General features: G+C 62.2%; 16 protein-coding genes, 1 tRNA gene and 2 pseudogenes. 8 read left to right on the top strand and 11 right to left on the bottom strand.

All coding sequences use genetic code 11. The features are described from left to right. Positions 1-80 precede the first annotated feature (80 nt). The 3 genes from selA (at position 81) to DM807_RS06045 (ending at position 3529) form a co-directional block, all read left to right on the top strand. Positions 81-1508 carry an L-seryl-tRNA(Sec) selenium transferase gene (gene selA, locus DM807_RS06055; RefSeq protein WP_179027164.1) on the top strand — a complete coding sequence of 476 codons (1428 nt, stop codon included), beginning with the start codon at positions 81-83 and terminating at the stop codon, positions 1506-1508. Then, positions 1505-3427: a selenocysteine-specific translation elongation factor gene (selB, locus tag DM807_RS06050; protein ID WP_179027163.1), complete on the top strand. Its 1923-nt coding sequence runs from the start codon at positions 1505-1507 to the stop codon at positions 3425-3427. Before selA ends, selB begins: the two co-directional genes overlap by 4 nt. Before the next feature lie 6 nt (positions 3428-3433). Next, positions 3434-3529, top strand: a tRNA-Sec gene (locus DM807_RS06045). A 24-nt stretch (positions 3530-3553) separates the two neighbouring features. Here DM807_RS06045 and DM807_RS06040 read toward each other — a convergent pair. Both DM807_RS06040 and DM807_RS06035 read right to left on the bottom strand, forming a co-directional pair. Beyond that, on the bottom strand, positions 3554-4543 hold the full coding sequence (locus tag DM807_RS06040; protein WP_041166359.1) for an asparaginase: 990 nt from the start codon (positions 4541-4543) through the stop codon (positions 3554-3556). A 71-nt stretch (positions 4544-4614) separates the two neighbouring features. Next, on the bottom strand, positions 4615-6057 hold the full coding sequence (locus DM807_RS06035) for an alanine/glycine:cation symporter family protein (RefSeq protein WP_012270266.1): 1443 nt from the start codon (positions 6055-6057) through the stop codon (positions 4615-4617). 177 nt (positions 6058-6234) lie between these two features. On the opposite strand from DM807_RS06035, the gene DM807_RS06030 reads away from it, so the two are divergent. Then, positions 6235-7044: a helix-turn-helix domain-containing protein gene (locus DM807_RS06030; RefSeq protein WP_012270267.1), complete on the top strand. Its 810-nt coding sequence runs from the start codon at positions 6235-6237 to the stop codon at positions 7042-7044. A 10-nt stretch (positions 7045-7054) separates the two neighbouring features. Here DM807_RS06030 and DM807_RS06025 read toward each other — a convergent pair whose 3' ends face one another. The 3 genes and pseudogenes from DM807_RS06025 to DM807_RS06015 all read right to left on the bottom strand — a co-directional run bounded on the left by DM807_RS06025 (position 7055) and on the right by DM807_RS06015 (position 9757). Further along, the gene (locus DM807_RS06025) at positions 7055-7900 is read right to left on the bottom strand and encodes an alpha/beta hydrolase (RefSeq protein ID WP_012270268.1); all 846 of its coding nucleotides are present in this window, start codon (positions 7898-7900) and stop codon (positions 7055-7057) included. Between the two features lie 8 nt (positions 7901-7908). Continuing rightward, positions 7909-8700: pseudogene (locus tag DM807_RS06020) on the bottom strand (TSUP family transporter). A gap of 17 nt (positions 8701-8717) precedes the next feature. After that, a pseudogene (locus DM807_RS06015) lies at positions 8718-9757 on the bottom strand (hypothetical protein). 257 nt (positions 9758-10014) lie between these two features. Between DM807_RS06015 and DM807_RS06010 the strand changes: the two are divergent. Further along, positions 10015-10899 (top strand): sugar nucleotide-binding protein, encoded by an 885-nt coding sequence (locus DM807_RS06010; RefSeq protein WP_041166360.1) that lies wholly within the window; start codon positions 10015-10017, stop codon positions 10897-10899. Beyond that, positions 10892-11824, top strand: a complete 933-nt coding sequence (locus DM807_RS06005; RefSeq protein WP_012270273.1) for an NAD-dependent epimerase/dehydratase family protein — start codon at positions 10892-10894, stop codon at positions 11822-11824. The genes DM807_RS06010 and DM807_RS06005 overlap by 8 nt, the downstream gene beginning before the upstream one ends. Positions 11825-11852: 28 nt before the next feature. On the opposite strand, the gene DM807_RS06000 is transcribed toward DM807_RS06005, so the two are convergent. After that, a complete protein-coding gene (locus tag DM807_RS06000) occupies positions 11853-12296 on the bottom strand; it encodes a winged helix-turn-helix transcriptional regulator (protein ID WP_012270274.1) in 444 nt (147 codons plus the stop codon). A 101-nt stretch (positions 12297-12397) separates the two neighbouring features. Between DM807_RS06000 and DM807_RS05995 the strand changes: the two genes are divergently transcribed. Continuing rightward, the gene (locus DM807_RS05995) at positions 12398-13603 is read left to right on the top strand and encodes an MFS transporter (RefSeq protein WP_060494626.1); all 1206 of its coding nucleotides are present in this window, start codon (positions 12398-12400) and stop codon (positions 13601-13603) included. Here DM807_RS05995 and DM807_RS05990 read toward each other — a convergent pair. From DM807_RS05990 to DM807_RS05970, 5 genes are all read right to left on the bottom strand, one after another. Next, complete coding sequence (locus tag DM807_RS05990; protein ID WP_069942863.1) at positions 13591-14274, bottom strand: OmpW/AlkL family protein; 684 nt, start codon at positions 14272-14274, stop codon at positions 13591-13593. The two genes, DM807_RS05995 and DM807_RS05990, sit on opposite strands and share 13 nt — an antisense overlap. A gap of 109 nt (positions 14275-14383) precedes the next feature. Continuing rightward, positions 14384-14956: a DUF3299 domain-containing protein gene (locus tag DM807_RS05985; protein WP_012270277.1), complete on the bottom strand. Its 573-nt coding sequence runs from the start codon at positions 14954-14956 to the stop codon at positions 14384-14386. A 9-nt stretch (positions 14957-14965) separates the two neighbouring features. Next, a complete protein-coding gene (locus DM807_RS05980) occupies positions 14966-16231 on the bottom strand; it encodes an ABC transporter permease (protein ID WP_012270278.1) in 1266 nt (421 codons plus the stop codon). Continuing rightward, positions 16231-16941, bottom strand: coding sequence for an ABC transporter ATP-binding protein (locus tag DM807_RS05975; protein WP_012270279.1), 711 nt, complete (start codon positions 16939-16941; stop codon positions 16231-16233). Before DM807_RS05975 ends, DM807_RS05980 begins: the two co-directional genes overlap by 1 nt. Beyond that, positions 16942-17517 (bottom strand): DUF2796 domain-containing protein, encoded by a 576-nt coding sequence (locus tag DM807_RS05970; RefSeq protein ID WP_060494624.1) that lies wholly within the window; start codon positions 17515-17517, stop codon positions 16942-16944. Between the two features lie 130 nt (positions 17518-17647). Between DM807_RS05970 and DM807_RS05965 the strand changes: the two genes are divergently transcribed. Further along, the gene (locus tag DM807_RS05965) at positions 17648-18007 is read left to right on the top strand and encodes a hypothetical protein (protein ID WP_012270281.1); all 360 of its coding nucleotides are present in this window, start codon (positions 17648-17650) and stop codon (positions 18005-18007) included. Positions 18008-18038: the final 31 nt, after the last annotated feature.

The following is an 18038-nucleotide window of genomic DNA, read 5'->3' as shown; positions in this document are numbered from 1 at the left end:
CTGACGTTTCGAGTTGCCCTTTTCGCGGCCGGCCCGCGAAGAGGCCAGTACAGACACCGGATTAGCCAAGGTAGTACCGCATGTCTTCCAGCCTCGCCAGCGACACCCCACGCCTGCCTTCAATCGATACCCTCCTGCGCCACCAGGCCTGCCTTCCGCTGATCGACCGCCACGGTCGCGAAGGCGTCCTGGCCACCCTGCGGCAATTGCTCGACGACCTGCGCAACCTTGTCCGCAACGGTGAGCTCACCCCCGCCGAACTGGCCCCCGAAATCCTCCTGGGCCGCACGGGCGAACGCCTGGCCGCTCAGCAACGCAGCCAGGTCCGCCGCGTGTTCAACCTCACCGGTACTGTGCTGCACACCAACCTCGGTCGCGCCCTGTTGCCTGAAGCGGCCATCGAGGCCATGCAGACTGCCGCCCGCTATCCACTCAACCTGGAATTTGACCTGGCTACCGGTAAGCGCGGCGACCGTGACGATTTGATCGAGGGTTTGATCCGTGAGTTGACCGGCGCCGAGGCCGTCACCGTGGTCAACAACAATGCCGCCGCCGTGCTACTGGCGCTCAACAGCCTGGGCGCGCGCAAGGAGGGCATCATCTCTCGTGGCGAGCTGATCGAGATCGGCGGCGCCTTCCGCATCCCCGACATCATGGCCCGTGCCGGCGTGAAGCTGCACGAGATCGGCACTACCAACCGCACCCACGCCCGCGACTACGAGGCCGCCATCGGCCCACGTACCGGCTTGCTGATGCGCGTGCATTGCAGCAACTACAGCATCCAGGGCTTCACCACCCAGGTGCCCACGGCCGAGCTGGCGAGCATCGCCCACCAACGTGACCTACCGCTGCTTGAAGACTTGGGCAGCGGCAGCTTGCTCGACCTTACCCGCTGGGGCCTGCCCGCCGAGCCGACCGTACGCCAGGCCTTGGCCGACGGCGCCGATATCGTCACCTTCAGTGGCGACAAACTGTTGGGCGGGCCGCAAGCCGGGATCATTGTCGGCCGCAAGGACTTGATCGCCAGGATCAAGAAAAACCCGCTCAAGCGTGCGCTGCGCGTCGACAAGATCACCCTCGCCGCACTCGAAGCGGTCCTGGCGCTGTACCGCAACCCTGACCGCTTGGCCGAGCGCCTGCCCAGCCTGCGTCTGCTGACCCGTAGCCAGGCCGAGATCCAAGCCCAAGCCGAGCGTCTGGCGCCTGAAGTCAAGGCGCACCTCGGCGAGCAATGGGCCGTCAGCGTAGCGCCTGCTTTGGGCATGATCGGCAGTGGCAGCCAGCCGGTGGCGCGCTTGCCCAGCGCTGCACTGTGTCTGCGCCCGCAGGTGTCGAAGAAGTTGCGCGGGCGCAGCCTGCACGTGCTGGAGCGAGCCCTGCGCGACCTCCCGGTGCCGGTGCTGGGCCGCATTGACGACGATGCCCTCTGGCTGGACCTGCGCCAACTGGATGACGAAGCCCAGTGGCTCGCTCAATTGCCAGCCCTGCAGTTGGGGCCGGTGCAGTGATCGTTGGTACAGCCGGCCACATTGATCACGGCAAGACCGCGCTGCTGCAGGCGTTGACCGGCCAGGCCGGTGACCAACGCCAGGAAGAGCGCGCCCGTGGCATGACCATTGACCTTGGTTATCGCTACGCGGCGTTGAGTGAAGGCGCGCCGTTGACCGGCTTCATCGATGTGCCGGGCCACGAGCGTTTTATCCACAACATGCTGGCCGGCGCCCATGGCATCGACTTGGTGCTGTTGGTCGTGGCTGCCGACGATGGGGTCATGCCGCAGACCCGTGAGCACCTGGCGATCATCGAACTGCTGGGCATTTCCCAGGCTCTGGTGGCGATCAGCAAGTGCGACCGGGTCGAGCCGTCGCGCCTGGCCGAGGTGCAGATACAAGTTAGTGAACTGCTGGCGCCTGGGCCGTATGCCGGGGCGCGGCAGTTCCCATTGTCGAGCATCAGCGGGGAAGGCATCGAAGCGCTACGTCAGGCGCTGCTGGAAGCCGAAGCAGGTGTGCGACAACGGAGTGCGCGCGGTGGCTTTCGCTTGGCCGTCGACCGTGCCTTTGCGGTTACCGGCGCCGGTGTGGTGGTCACCGGCACGGCACTGGCCGGGCGGGTCAGTGCTGGTGATACGTTGTTGCTGGGTAAGACCGGCAAGCCGGTGCGCGTGCGTGGCCTGCATGCACAGAACCAGGCCGCGCTGGTGGCTGAGGCGGGTCAGCGGGTGGCGCTGAACATCGCTGCCGAGCGCCTGACCGTGGAGCAGGTGCACCGGGGCGACTGGCTGGTACCCGAATGGTTGCACGCACCCAGTGTAAGGGTGGATATCGAGCTGAACCTGTTGCCGGGCGAAACGCATACCTTCGAACACTTCAGCGCCGTGCATGTGCACCTTGGCACCCAGGATGTAACCGCCAGGGTCGCCTTGCTTGAAGGCCAAAGCCTGGCGGCCGGCCAACGCACGTTTGCCCAGTTGCTGCTGAATGCGCCGCTGCAAGCGGTGCACGGCGACCGCCTGGTGCTGCGCGACCAACGTGCCCAGCGCACACTGGGCGGCGGCAAGGTGCTCGACCCGTTCGCCCCCAGCCGCCAACGCCGCACCGATGAGCGCCTACGGCAGTTGCAGGTGCTGCGTGATGCCGTGGATCTGGAGCAGGCGCTGCCAGCGCTGCTCGCCAGCGCCCCGGCCGGTATCGACCCACAGCGACTAGAGCGGCAGTTCAATCGCCTGCGCGAAACCTGGCATTTGCCGAAGGATGTACTGGTGGTGGCTACGCGGCAGGGCCAACTGTTGTTCGCCAACGCCCAATGGCAGGCGCTCAAGCAGCAGGTGCTGGCGCAACTGGCGCGTTTCCATGAGCAAGAGCCCGACCAGCTCGGCCCGGACCGTGACCGCCTGCGCCGCTTCGTAGCCTTGCCCCTGGAACGGCCGGCGTTCGTCAGCCTGCTGGATGAATTGCTCGAAAACGGCGCCCTGGCCAGCAGCGGGCCCTGGCTGCATCTGCCCGATCACAAGGTGCAGTTGAGCGAAGCCGACAGTGCATTGTGGGCACGTTTGCAGCCCAGGTTGCTGGCAGGGCAATACGATCCACCCTGGGTCCGGACGCTGGCGAGTGAGGAGAGTTGCGCCGAAGCCGATGTGCGCCTGTTGCTGCGCAAGTTGGCTCGGCTGGGCTTGGTGCATCAGGTGGTGCGTGACCTGTTCTACCCAGAGGCGACGCTACAGCGCATGGCAGAGCTGCTGCTGGGGCAGGCCCGCGAAACGCCAATAGTGCAGGTTGCCGCGTTTCGCGATATGTTGGGCATCGGTCGCAAGCGCAGTGTGCAGATTCTGGAGTACTTCGACCGCATCGGCCTGACCCGGAGGGTGGCCGACCAGCGTCACATCCGCGCCGACAGCGCCCTGGCCCAACAGCAGGCCAGGCACTGAATTCAAGGAAGGCAATCGCGCCCGGTGGCGCGGCCGGGCTTCAAACCCGGTTGGGGACGGCAGCCGTTCCCGGGCAGGTTCGACTCCCGCTGCCTTCCGCCATTTTTCTGGGTACCAAGGCCGCTTTTACGCCCGCTCCCCACACAGGTCCAGCGCAAACCACTGCTCGGCGGCTTCGACATCCAACCCAGCCCCCAGCAGCGCAACCATCTTGCCCAGCGCTGCCTCACGGGTCATGCCGCCACCACTGATCAGGCCGGCCCCGCGCAAGCGGTTACCTGCCGCATAGGTATCGAACACCACGGAGCCTTCTGGGCACTGGCTGATAGCCGCCAGCATCACGCCGCGCTGGCGTGCCGCGCTCAGCACAGCAAGCAGCGCTTGGTCATCCGATGGACCCGTACCGCTGCCATAGCACTCCAGCAGAACCCCTTGTACACCGCTGTCGATCAGCCCCTGCAAGTGCTCGGCCTGCAGCCCTGGGAACACCGGCACTACGGCCAGGTTGACCGGCTGGCGTGGATGCATGTAGCCAAGTTCGGCGGGAATCGCCGAGGCCCGCTCACCACCCCGATGGCGCGGTAGAGCGGCAAAGGCATCGAACGCTTCGCTGCGCAGCTTGGACGCCCGGCAGCCATGCAGCAGTTGGCCGTGGAAGTACAGATGCACTCCACCTTCCAGGCCTTGTTCGAACTGGCGCAATGCGCCGCACAGGTTGGCCCAGGCATCGCTACCCGGTGCACCAGCAGGCAGCATCGAGCCGGTCAACAGCACCGGTACGGGCAGGCCCAGCAACAGGAACGACAACGCTGCAGCGCTGTAAGCCATGCTGTCGGTGCCATGCAACACCAACACGCCATCATGGCCTGCAACATCCACGGCTTCGACGATGGCATCGCGCATCGCCAACCAGTTGTGCTGTTGCATGTTGGCGCTGTCCAGCAGCGGGTTCAGCTCTTGCAGCGCCCATTGCAGCTTGGGTGCATCGGCCATCTGGGCAAAGTGTTCACGCATCCGCGCTTCGAAGCCACCGGCCGGCGCCAGGCCTTCCGGGGTTTCGAGCATGCCGATGGTGCCACCGGTATAGAGAACGAGAAGATTCTTTACTGCACGCATGGCAAGCATCCGTAGCGGTGAGCGGAGAAAGAAAAGCCGCCCGCGGAAGGGGCGGCTGGGCAGGGAGGATATCAGCGCTGCGGCTGAGCTTGGCCGGCTGCTTTGTCAGCGGCTGTTTCCACCTGCGGATTGGCAGGCCAGGCATTACGGTCCAGGTCCAGGTCGGCGAACTTGGATGAGTCGAACACTGGCTGCTGCACACCGGCCTTGCGCTGGTCGTCGTAGTCGCGCATGACGCGCAGGCCGACCTTGAACAGCAGGGCCAGGGCGACCAGGTTGACGAAGGCCAGGCAAGTCATGGTGATGTCGGCGAAGGCGAACACAGTCGACAGGTCTTGCATCGACCCCCAAACCACCAACGCCAGCACCAGGCCACGGAACACCATCAGCACCACACGGTTGCGGCTCAGGAACTGCAGGCTGTTCTCGCCCAGGTAGTAGTTGTAGAGGATGCAGGTGAACACGAACAGCGACAGCGCCACGCTGACGAACACGCGGCCCCAGTCACCCACCACGGCGGCCAGCGAGTTCTGGGTCAGGACAATGCCGTCGCCCTCGAAACCAGGGGTGTAGAAGCCCGACAGAAGAATCAGCAGTGCGGTGCAGGTGCAGATCACGAAGGTGTCGAGGAACACGCTGAAAGCCTGCACCACGCCCTGCGCACCCGGGTGTTTCACGGCCGCCACGGCCGCCACGTTCGGCGCACTGCCCAGGCCCGCTTCGTTGGCGAATACGCCACGTTTGACGCCCATGACGATGGCGCTGCCGAGCAGGCCACCGAAGGCCGGGTCGAGGCCGAAGGCGCTCTTGAAGATGGTTTCAAGCATGGCCGGCACATGTTCGATCTGGGTGCCGATCACGTACAGGGTCACGCCGATGTAGGCCAGGGTCTTGACCGGCACCAGCAGGTCCGACACCGCAGCGATACGCTTGATGCCGCCGATGAAGGTGACGGCCAGCAGCACGGCCAGGACGATACCGGTGTGTTTCGGGTCGAAGGCGAAGGCGTTCTGCAGCGAGTGAGTCACGGTGTAAGACTGCAGGCCGATGAAGGCGAAGCCGTAGGTGACCAGCAGCAGGATCGAGAACACGATGGCCATGCTTTTCAGCTTCAGCCCGTGCTGGATGTAGTAGGCCGGGCCACCGCGGTACAGGCCATCGCCATCCGCGCGCTTGTACACTTGGGCCAGGGTACATTCGAAGAAGCTGCTGGACATACCCACCAGTGCGGTGACCCACATCCAGAACACGGCACCTGGGCCACCCAGGGTCACAGCGATACCGACACCAGCGATGTTACCGGCACCTACGCGGCCGGCCAGGCTCAGCATCAGCGCCTGGAAGGAGCTCAGCTGGCCTGCCTGGCCACGCAGCGATTCCTTGAACACGCTGAACATATGGGCGAAATGGCGGAACTGGACGAACCGGGAGCGGAGGGTGAAGTAGCTACCCAGCCCTACGATCAGCACGATGAGGAGTTTCCCCGAAAGGAAATCGTTGATTACTTCGAGCATTGGAAAATGACCTCGATTCTTATTCTTCGTGTGGAAAGACCAGCGGACGGCAGGCGCACCGCTATTCGTTGGGGCGCATGGTTGGCTATGACAAGAGTGGTTACAATTTCGCGGGTTGCTCTGAGTTGATGCGACTTGATGCTACAATGGCGTCATTCGCGTCACCTGGATTCCGCTATGAGCGATCATTTCGCTACCAACCTCAAGTTGGCCTGCAGCCACTACCGCTCTATTTCCGAAGTTTGCCGCCAGCTGTCGATCAACCGCGCACAGTTCAACAAGTACCTGAGCGGGCAGAGCCGTCCGACGGCTTTCAACCTGAAGCGCATCGGCGATTTCTTCGGCGTTGAGGATTACGAGTTGAACCTGCCGGCCGAGCAGTTTGCCCGGCTGATTGGCGCACGGGTGTCGACCCTGGCCGAGCAGCCCAGCGACCCGATCAGTGAACTGTTCCGCCCGCTGCACGATCATGCCGGCAACCTGTCGCGCTATTGCGGTTACTACTTCGAGTATTCCAACTGCATGTCGGTGCCGGGCACGATCCTGGTGTCACTGGTGCACCTGTGGGAGGAGCGTGGCCGCTTCCTGTTCGAGCGCCAGGAGCGTCAGGAGCGCTCCAGCGCCACTGACCAGCATGCCGAGGTGCGTTGCCGTTATCTGGGGGCGGCGTTCCAGCTGCAGGACCGTTTGTTCCTCATCGACTACGAGTCGCTGACGTTCAACGAAATGAGCCAGACCATCCTCATCCCCAGCTTCAAAAGCCGAATCACTCGCCTGAACGGCCTGAAGGCCGGTGTGTCCAGCGGCGACCGGCGCAACCCGGCCTGCACCAGGGTGGTGTGGGAGTACCTGGGTGAGGAGATCAATCGCATCAATGCTTACCGGCAAGTGAAACTGTACCGGCCGGATGATCCGCGTATCGATGATGATGTACGTGAGCGGCTAAGCGTGAGGCCACTGAGTAACGGTTTGTTTGAAATCGAGTAACTGCCTACGGTCAGGCGTCTTCGAGGATGAAGGTTTCCACGGCGCTCGCAACCTGATCCGCAATCGCTGGCGTACTGCGTAAATGGGCGGCGATGCCATGGTCGCAGTCTGTAAGAAACACGCATTGCAAACGCGCGGCTGCAACTGATTGCATCAGGGCCTGGGTGACCTCCTCAGGAATCGGGCTGTAGCGCTCGGCGCCGGTCAGCCACAGGCTGCCTGCGCTGGTGCCTGGGCCTTTGCCGAATCGCTGTGAGTTGAGCCCGTCATATTCGCCTATCACCATCAGCACTCTGCCTTGGAACTGCTTGAGGAAGGCGTAACTGTCGCAATCGAGAAAGCCATAGGGTTTTCTGATGGCGGCTGTGAATGCCGGACCGAAGGGGGCCTGGTGAGCATGGTCTGGATAGACTGCTGGGCAGACCAGCACGATGCTGTTCACCTGCGGCAATTGTGCTGCAAGTTTCAGCGCAATTGCCGCGCCCAGGCTGTGGCCAATTATCGTTCGGCATTGAGGTGCGATATGCGCGTGGAAGCGTCGTGCCTCATCAAGGTTCGTAGCCAGTGAAGGCGAAGCTGCACCAGGTTCACTGGCAAGGCTATGGCCTGACAGATTAGCAGTGAGCGAACCTATGCCTGCGGCTTGCAAGCGATAGAGCAGGGGGTTGAGCCGGGTAAAGTCGGAGCGCGCGCCACCCAGGACGAATGCAGGCGCTGCGCGCTCGATATCGGGTACCAGCAATCGGGCCTGTTGCTGGTAGGTTCCGAATACTTCGTCGATGAAAAGTTCTTTGCCTGGGGCGGGTTCGTCAAACTGCCATTTCAGGCGCTGAGAAGATCCCGTTTGCAAGTGCATGGTGCCCTCTAAAGTAACAGGTTAAGCCACTCGCCGAGTGGATTGCTCGTGTCGAGCAGTAATTTGAGTGCCATGAGGATGCAGACACTGACCAGCAGCGGCCTTATGAGCCTCGTGCCGAAACGAACTGCGCAGCGTGCACCCAATTGCGCGCCCAGAAAGGCGGCAAGCGCCATTGCCAGCGCCAGCGACCAGATAATCGCTCCGCTGAGTGAAAAGACTGACAGTGCGCCCAGGTTGCAGGCTGCGTTCAAAAGCTTGCTGGTGCACACGGCCTGTATCAAGTGCTGGCCCAAGAGAATTACGCAGGCCAGCATGAAGAACGAGCCGACGCCAGGGCCAAATACTCCATCATAAAACCCAATGAACGGTGTAACCGCCACACAAAACAGGCTAGTCGACATCTTCGCCTTGCGCGCTTGTTCATTCGGGCTTGGACTAAAGGCAAAGTAGGCTGCTATCAGGATCAGCAGCGGGGGGACGCATGCCTGTAAAAGGCTTTTGGGCACATACGTTATCTACAAGGCTCCCAGAGCGCCGCCAATAAACGACATGACCGCCATCGAGCTGCCTCGTCTCCAGTCGATCATGCCTTTGCGGGCAAAGGCGCAAGTAGCCGAAACCGTCGCTGAAGCTGCCTGGAATTTATTAGTGGCAATTGCCGCCAAGGGCTCTATACCGGCGATGAACAGTACGGGGAGCGTGATCAGGCCACCGCCTCCGGCGATAGCGTCGAAAAAGCCGGCCGTGAGTGCGACGAGTGCCAGTATCAGGACAAGCGTTAAATCGATTTCAATCATTGGGTATTTTCCGCTAATCAGCCACGCACCAGCAGCGGATCCTCAACAAGTACCAACGGTGCTGCGAAGGGGGAGTATCCGAATTGACGAATGAGAAGGCGCCGGTTGTCCTCAACTGTCTGGCGACCGTGCAACGCTCTGCTGTTGTTGATTAACAATGCACGGTCGGGCTGCAAGACAAACACCAGTGGTTGTACGCTACTCAGCATTTTCCGAAAAGTACTGAACGCGCGTGCTGCAGCGCTGCAAGCACGCTCATTCAAACTGAAGCGGTAACTGTTGAAGCGTACAGAGAAGCCACCGTTAGGCTCGAACTGAAGCATTGAAACTGCTTCACCTGCTTTGCCTTTTCCGTCAGCAAGCACTCACTGCGAGTGAAGTCGAAAGATTTTGAGGTCAGTGCGAGCGCATCCAGGCTGCTCAAGCGCTCGATGATTTCTTGTAGGGGAAAGACATGCGTAGGGTCATTGGCGGGGTTCCAGCGAGCAGTGAGGATAAGTGCAGAGGGAGCAGGGGAGTGACCATCACTGGAGACTGTTGAACAGTTGTAAGGCGCTTCAGTGTGCGGCCCCAAGCACAAGCCTGCATGCGAGCTGGTTTCAACTTCCAGGCGTGGGTGTTCGCCAACCCGTGGAATTCGGCCTCCTCCCTTGAAGTTGCCAACCAGACGGACCTGCTTGCCCTCGTTGTCGATATCAAAAGCGAAATTTCGGTGTCGTGCGAGCTCCAGCAGCAGCTGATTGCGCGAGGCGAGGTATGTGCAGCGAGGGTTTTGCGCCAAGGCGGTGATATCGGGAAGGTTTTCAGGTATCGGCTCGTCGGCATAAGGCATGTGCCTGTACATCAGCGTAGACAATCTGCCTTCGCCGAAGCGCTGTAGCAGCGAACGCTGCTCGTCAGTCAAGGATTTCTGGATTTGGTCGGCCAATATACGTGCCTGGATTGCAACCCCCTTTGCTTCCGGGCCGCCGGAGTCTGCAAGGGTTTGGCTTGCAAAGGCTAGGGCCCGACTTTGCTCGGGGGAAAAATCCAGGTATGCGGCTTGCGAGTGAGGCATTGAACGTTCCTTGTACTTATTTTTGTGGGGCTCCCCTGTTGGCAAGGGGGGAACTATTGAATGCAGTTATGCTTTTGCGTGGTAGTCAGCTCGTTCCTGGTATGCCGTAGGAAATATCTGTGTGTCGCGATAGTGAGCTTTGGCAGCTCGGAAACCGCACCGCCTGAAGCAGTCACAGGGCCAGACGTTGGACTTCCCGCAGCGGAAACCGCAAAATGCCCCTTTCCTTCATCAACCTCTCCGGATCTGCTGACTCTATGCGTATGCGCCTAATGCTGTTGGGTGGTGGCAATGCCCTCGGGCAAGCGCTGATTCGTCTTGGGGCCGAGGAGGACATCGCATTCCTGGCGCCACGCCCGCCCGAGAACGGTTGGACGCCGGCCAGCCTCACTCAGTTGCTCGACGATCACCGCCCCGACGCGCTGGTCAACCTGGCCTATTACTTCGACTGGTTCCAGGCCGAGTCGGTCAGCGAGCAGCGCCTGGCTCAACAGGAGCGGGCGGTGGAGCGGCTGGCGGAGCTGTGCCAGCACCACCAGATCACCCTGGTGCAGCCTTCCAGCTACCGGGTGTTCGATGGTTCGCGGGCCACGGCCTATAGCGAAAAAGACGAGCCCGTGCCGCTGGGCCTGCGTGGCCAGGCCTTGTGGCGCATCGAGCAGAGCGTGCGTGCGGCCTGCCCACAGCATGTACTGCTGCGCTTTGGCTGGCTGCTCGACGAGAGCATCGACGGCTCGTTGGGCCGCTTCCTGACACGTGCCGAGCAACCACAAGAGCTGCTGCTGGCCGATGATCGACGTGGCAACCCGACGCCTGTCGATGATGCCGCCCGGGTGATCCTGTCGGTGCTCAAGCAGCTCGATTGCAATGCGCCGTTGTGGGGCACCTACCATTACGCTGGCAACGAGGCGACCACGCCGCTGGCGCTGGGCCAGGCGATCCTCACCGAGGCCGGCCAGCACCGCCAACTGGCCGTGCAGGCCCCCACACCGCAAGCCCATGCCGCGCGCCCGGATGCCAGCGAAGAGCCGCAACATGCGGTACTGGCCTGCAAGAAAATCCTTCATACCTTCGGTATCAAGCCGCGTGCCTGGCGCGCTGGCTTGCCGCCTCTACTGGACCGGTTCTACCGCCATGGCTGACGCCCCCATCCTGATCACCGGCGGTGCCGGCTTCATTGGCTCCCACCTGTGCGATGCGTTGTTGGACAAAGGCTACGCCGTACGCATTCTTGATGACTTTTCCACAGGCCGCAGGAGCAACCTGCAGGTCGACCACCCACGGTTGGAGCTGATTGAAGGCGATGTAGCCGATGCCGGGTTGGTTACACAGACAGCGGCTGGCTGCCGTGCTGTAGTGCACCTGGCGGCGGTGGCCTCGGTGCAGGCCTCGGTCGAGGACCCGGTACGCACCCATCAGAGCAACTTCATCGGCACCCTCAATGTCTGTGAAGCCATGCGCGTGCATGGCGTGCGTCGGGTGCTGTTCGCTTCCAGTGCGGCGGTGTATGGCAACAATGGCGAGGGCGAGTCGATTGCCGAAGAGACCCCCAAGGCGCCGCTGACCCCCTATGCCGTGGACAAACTGGCCAGTGAGCAATACCTGGACTTCTACCGCCGCCAGCATGGTCTGGAGCCGGTGGTGTTTCGCTTCTTCAATATTTTCGGGCCACGTCAGGACCCGTCCTCACCGTATTCCGGTGTGATCAGCATTTTCTGCGAGCGCGCTGTACAGGGCTTGCCGATCACGGTGTTTGGCGATGGCGAGCAGACCCGTGATTTCCTCTACGTGGGTGATCTGGTGCAGGTGATGGTGCAAGCATTGGAGCAGCCGCAGGTCGAGGAGGGGGCGGTGAACATCGGCCTCAACCAGGCGACTTCGCTGAACCAGTTGCTGGCAGCGCTGGAGAAGGTGGTGGGGAGCTTGCCAGCGATCAGCTATGTCGCGGCCCGTTCGGGGGATATTCGCCATTCGCGGGCGGATAATCAGCGGTTGCTGGCGCGGTTCAAGTTCGCGCAGGCGACGCCGATGGTCGAGGGGCTGGCGCGGCTTCTGGGCAAGGCCTGATAACCGGGGGCTGCGCAGCAGCCCCAAATCATTCATGCCGCACCATTCTGCGCAGGCAGTCTTCGGCATGCAAAACCCGCCCATCCTGGGCACGCACCTGCAACGTCTCAAGCGCCTGCCCGGTAGCTCCCTCCACCAATTCCGAACGCGCCTCACCCGCCTCGAACAGAAACCGCTCCCCCCATTGCCTCAAGCCAACCACCACTGGAAACACCGACCGCCCTTTCGCGGTCAGCACATATTCCTTGTAGGCACTGCCATCCGATGCCGGCTGCAAGGCCAGCAACTCGCTCTCCACCAGTAGTTTGAGCCGCGAGGCGAGGATGTTCTTCGCCAGCCCCAGGTTCTTGTGAAATTCACTGAACCGGTGCAGGCCGTCAAAGGCATCGCGCAGGATCATCAGCGCCCAACGGTCACCCAGCACCTCCAGGGCCCGGGCTACGGGGCATTGCGCATTGTGTTCATCGAGCATGGTGCAAACCTGTCTTAACGTCTGGTTGCAGATTAAAACCACATTTGCTAAATAGCCAGTGTGTGGTTTCAAATCGAAACCAGATTGACGAGGTTGGTCCGATGGCACCTTCACTGACACGCTGGACAACCCTGTTGCTTGCCATTACCAGCGCCATGGCCGTCGCGACGGTGTACTTCGCTCAGCCTCTGCTTGAGTCGATGGCTGCCGAGCTGGGGGTAGGGCAGCAGCAGATTGGCTGGGTAGTTGGCGCGACCCAGGCGGGCTATGCCCTGGGGTTGCTACTGATCGTGCCGCTGGGTGACTTGGTCGATCGCAAGCGCCTGTTGCTTGGCCAGTTGCTGTTCTCGGCTCTGGCGCTGATCGGCGTCGGCATGTCGCAAAGTTGGGCAATGCTGCTGGTGGCTCTAGCCGTCACCGGGTTGATGGCCGTGATGGTGCAGGTGATGGTGGCGCATGCCGCGAGCCTGGCCTCACCGGGCCAGCAAGGGCAGGCGGTAGGCGCCGTCACCAGTGGTGTGGTGCTGGGCATTCTGCTTGCGCGCCTGGTCTCGGGCGGGTTGGCCGACCTGGCCGGTTGGCGCAGCGTGTACTGGATGGCCGCAGGCGTCTTGATAGTGCTGGCACTGGTGATATGGCGTAGCTTGCCCTCGGTGCAGCCCGTCATGCATCGGTCTGGCTACCGGGCGCTGATTGTGTCCCAGTTCAACCTGTACCGGCACGACAGGTTGCTGCGCCAGCGAGGCATGTTTGGAGTGTTGATCTTCGCCGCGTTCAGCGTGCTATGGAGTGCCATGGTCATGCCGCTCAGTGCTGCGCCGTTGGCGCTGAGCCATACCGAGATCGGCCTGTTCGGCCTGGCCGGTGTCGCGGGTACCTTGGCAGCTTCGCGTGCCGGTCGTCTGGCTGACCAGGGGCAGGGTGAACGCACTACTGGGTTGGCGCTGGCCTTGCTGACGCTGTCGTGGTTGCCCACGGCGTTTGTCGGGGCTTCACTGATGGCCTTCGTGCTGGGAGTGCTGATGCTGGACTTTGCCGTGCAGGCGGTACATGTCACCAACCAGAGCCTGTTGCTGGCCGGGCGTGGCGCGATGGCCAGCCGGTTGATCGGTGCCTACATGTGTTGCTACTCGCTTGGCAGCGGGCTGGGAGCGGTGTTGGCGGCCTGGGTGTTTGCCCATTGGGGGTGGGTCGCAGTGTGCGGGCTTGGCATGGCCATCAGCGCGGTAGCGCTGGGCTACTGGCTATGGCTGCAACGTGCGAGGGCGGCCGAAGCCGCCCTGCCGTGTTCAGGTCAGAACTTGTAGCCAAGGCCGACCATGTACACCCACGGGTCGACATCGACGTCGACCTTGGTCTTGCTGTAGCCCAAAGCGGTCGGGCCGTTGACGCTGGCCTTGGTGTCGATGTCGACGTACCAGACCGAGGCGTTGACCAGCAGGTTGTCGGTGATCATGTAGTCCATGCCCAGCTGGCCGGCGATCCCGATCGAGTCCTGCAGTTTCAGGTTGCTGAAGCCTTGCTGCTTGCGGGCACTGCTGAGGTCTTCATCGAAGAACAGGGTGTAGTTGATGCCCACGCCGGCATAGGGCTGGAACTTGGAGTTCGGTTCCATCGGGTAGTACTGCAGCGACAGGGTCGGTGGCAGTTGCTTGATGTCGGCCAGCTTGCCGTCCAGGCCGCCGCCCAGGCCTTTTACGCCTACGGTGTGCTTGAACGGGGTGGCTGCCAGCAGCTCCAGGCCGATGTGGTCGGTGAGCATATAGGCAAAGGTCAAGCCCAGCTGGGTGTCGCTGTCCAGGGTTGCCTTGGTGCCCGAAACCTTGTTGCCATCGAATTTCAGGTCGCCGCTGCTTTCGTTAGGGGCGGTGGTGATGGCGCCTGCGCGGACGATGACATCGCCTGCCTGGTGAGCGTGGGCAACAGGGGCGGTGAGCGCAAGGGCCACAAGCGAGGCGCCGAGCAAGGACTTGTTCATGGAAGCTCCCAAAGGACGTTATTAATCGAGTAGTCCAATGGTACGGAGCTGGTTAAACAGAAAGTTTGACCCAGCTCAAAGAAGCGTCTTCACGAATTCGAAACAGTTCTCATCTCAGCTCATACGCGTATATTTTCTCGGCCTCCATTTGGTAGCCAGCGTCGGCCAGTTCGCTGCTGGAGGCTCTAACCTGCATCTTTCCCTCGATCCAGTAGGGTTGGTAGAGGTCTTCGACGCGCACGCCCATCTCACTGAAAATGTGCACGATCTGGTTCGATGGTGGGGGCGGCACGTGGATACACGCACCGTAGTAAGGGACCAGCAGGAATTCGGTGGTGCGGCCTTCTTCGCTGACCTCCAGTGGCACGATGTAGCCCGGCAGTTTGACCTGCTGGCCGTCGAGACCTTTCACCACCGGGGCATCGGGGGCTTGCTGGCGCGCGGGTGGGGCAGACTCGGCAGACAGGGCGTTGCTTAGCTGCGACATGTCGTGCAGCGGCGCCAGTTGTGGTGGGATGACCGGGGCGCCTTCGGGGATCAGGGCGGGCCAGTCCAGTTCACGGGGTTCTGAGGCCCAGGCAGGCAATGTCAGCGAGAGCAATATGACCAGTAGAAATTGTGTTGCCTTTACTGGCCTCTTCGCGGGTGAACCCGCGAAGAGGGCGATGAGGTGTTTGATCATTACGCGCACTCAGAGGTGTATGGACAAACCATCGGCCAGCGACTGCCGATACGCCCGCCACGCAGGCACGCTACCCATCAGCAACGCAGCCCCCAGGATGATAGCCAGCAAGGTCCATTCATGAGCGCTAGGCAGGGCCAGTGGCAGATACAAGCCATAGTTCGCCTGTACATACCCCTGCGCAAGGGCAATCCCCGCGTACAGCAAGCCAAGCCCGGCCACGATCCCGACCGCCGCCAGTGACAGTGCCTCCAGTACCAGCAGCCCCGCGATATGCCAAGGCCTGGCACCGACCGAGCGTAAGATCGCCATCTCCCGGCGGCGCTCGTTGAGGCTGGTAAGAATCGCCGTGAGCATGCCAATCAGGCCGGTCAGCACCACGAACAGCGACACCACGAACAGTGCTTGTTCGGCAGTGCCCATCAGGCTCCAGAGCTCCTGCAGGGCCACCCCAGGCAGGATCGCCAGCAGCGGCTCGCTGCGGTACTCATTGATCTCCCGCTGCAGGCTGAAGGTCGCGATCTTGCTGTTCAGCCCCAGCATGAATGCAGTGATGGCGGCAGGTTGCAGGTCCATCGCGCGTGCTTGCTCGGCGCTGATGCGCCCGGCGCCACGGGCGGGTACGCCGTTGTGCCAGTCGATATGGATCGCTTCCATACCCCCCAGGCTGATATGCAGGGTGCGATCGACCGGTGTGCCGGTGCGTTTGAGCACACCGACCACGGTGAATGGTTTGTCGTCGTGCTTGACCAGGCTGATGGCGGCCACGCCGTGGGCCAGTACCAGCTTGTCACCCAGCTTGTAATGCAGCGCCTCGGCCACTTCGGCGCCGAGCACCACTTCGAAGGGGTCGCTGGCGAACTCACGTCCCTGGCTCAGTTCCAGGTGCTGGCGGCGACCGTACTGGTAATGGCTGAAGTAATCCGCCGTGGTACCCATCACCCTGTAGCCACGGTGGGAGTCGCCCAGCGAGATCGGGATTGCCCACTTCACCCGTGGGTCCTGGGCATAATGCTGGAAGCTGTCCCAACGGATGTTGTTGGTGGCGTTACCAATGCGGAACACCGAATACAGCAGCAGGTTCACCGAGCCAGAGCGGGCGCCGACGATCAGGTCGGTTCCGCTGATGGTGCTGGCGAAGCTGGCGCGAGCCTCGGTACGGACCCGCTCCACGGCCAGCAGCAGGCACACCGACAAGGCAATGGCAAAAGCGGTCAGAAACGCAGTGAAACGGCGGTTGGCCAGGCTGGCCAGGGCAAGGCGGAGCAGGTACATCAGGCCTCCCGGGGCTTGGCGGCGCGGTTGAGGTCGGCCAGGGAAAGGTGGCGGTCGAACAGCGGTGCCAGGCTTTGATCGTGGCTGACGAACAACAAGCTTGCGCCGGCGGCGCGGCACTCATCGAACAGCAGGCGGATGAACGCTTCGCGGGTGTCGGTATCCAGTGCCGAAGTCGGCTCGTCGGCAATCACCAACTCGGGCTGGCCGATCAGTGCGCGGGCGGCGGCGACCCGCTGCTGCTGGCCGATCGACAGGCTGTCGGCGCGGCGGGCGAGCAGGGCGGGGTCGTCCAGGCCCAGGTGCGCCAACAGCGTGCTGGCTGCCTGGTCGACACCGCCATGGCGCTGCTCGGCGCGGGCCTTGCGGCTGCGCGAGAAGCGGCAGGGCAGCTCGACGTTTTCACGTACCGACAGAAATGGCAGCAGGTTGAACTGCTGAAAGATGTACCCCGTGTGATCCACCCGAAAACGGTCGCGGGCGCCCTGACTCAGCCCGCCGAGGTCCTGGCCGAGCAACTCGATACGGCCCTGGGCGGGCACGCTCACCCCGCCCAGCAGGCCCAGCAAGGTGGTCTTGCCACTGCCGCTGGGGCCCTTGAGGAACAAGGCTTCACCAGCGTTCAGGCGCAAGGCTGGAATGTCCAGCAGCGGCGGCTGACCTGGCCAGGCGAACACCAGGTCACGCAGTTCGATCAACGGCTGGCTCATTCAGAAGGCGACCGTTGCCTGGGCCGGCGTGGTTTCCACACCTTTCTGGCCATTGGGGCCGATCAGTTGCACGTTGATTTTCTGGGTGGCCGGGAAGGCCTTGAACAGTGGTGCCAGGTCCACCTGTGTCAGTTTCTCGGGGTTGGCGCAGGTCAGCTGGTAATGGGCGCCAATGTCGCTGTGTTGGTGCCCATGCTCATGATCGTCGCCATCCTCGTCGGCTTTCGGGGCGTCACCGAACAGCGGGCTTTCCAGCGCCTGCTGTTCTTCTTTGCAGCCTGCGGCAGCAGCCAGGCCGACCAGCGTCAACGGTTGTTCGAGCTGCTGGCGTACGGCGGCGACCTTGGCCTTGTCAGCATCGCTGCTGGCCGCGTGCTCGAAACCGACCAGGTTCATGGCCGGGCTGTCCAGCTCAAGCTCCAGGGTGTTGCCATCGAGTACGACGTTGAGCTTGGCTACGCCATGCTCATGGGCGCCGAGTGTGCCATGGGCGTGGTCGTGATCATGGTCATCGTGGGCATGGGCCACGGCCAGTGGCAGCAAGGCGAAGGGCAGGGCGAGCAGCAGGCGACGCATGGACGACTCCGGAGCGGGCTGGAAGGTTGAGTTATGTTATAACAATTTTTCTGCGCGCCGCCAGCCTGCGTGGCTAAGGTTTCATGTTGCGGTAGCATGGCTGCATTGACCTGGGCTCAAGGAATGCATCATGAGAATTCGCGGACAGATTGGTGAATGGCCAGTGGACCTGACCATTGAGCTGGCGCCAGAAGAGTGGGCGCAGCTGGGGCAACGGGTGACGGGGCGTGAGGCGTCTGTAGACGCAACCGCAGTGGTCCACGCCCCGCCAAGTCAGGATGATGGGCAATGGGCAACAGCACGTGAGTTACTGCAACGGGCCGGGCACGTCGCAGGGCCTCAGCTGTTGGAGCAATTGGAAGCGCTGGTAGGAAGTGTCGCGGCAGGTAAACGATTGTTGGTCAGGTTGCGCCATAGTCCAGATGTGCGGGTTGAAAACGTGGGTGATGCGCCGGTTTACCATTGGGTGGGGCCACGAAAAGCCGAATGACCTGTCATTTCTGCCAGTTGTGACGCTTTGG

It is taken from the genome of Pseudomonas hunanensis (genome assembly GCF_013393325.1).
In the GTDB taxonomy this organism is placed as follows: domain Bacteria; phylum Pseudomonadota; class Gammaproteobacteria; order Pseudomonadales; family Pseudomonadaceae; genus Aquipseudomonas; species Aquipseudomonas putida_P.
Note: the sequence above shows the minus strand (reverse complement) of the source record. Positions and strands in the feature narration are given on the sequence as shown.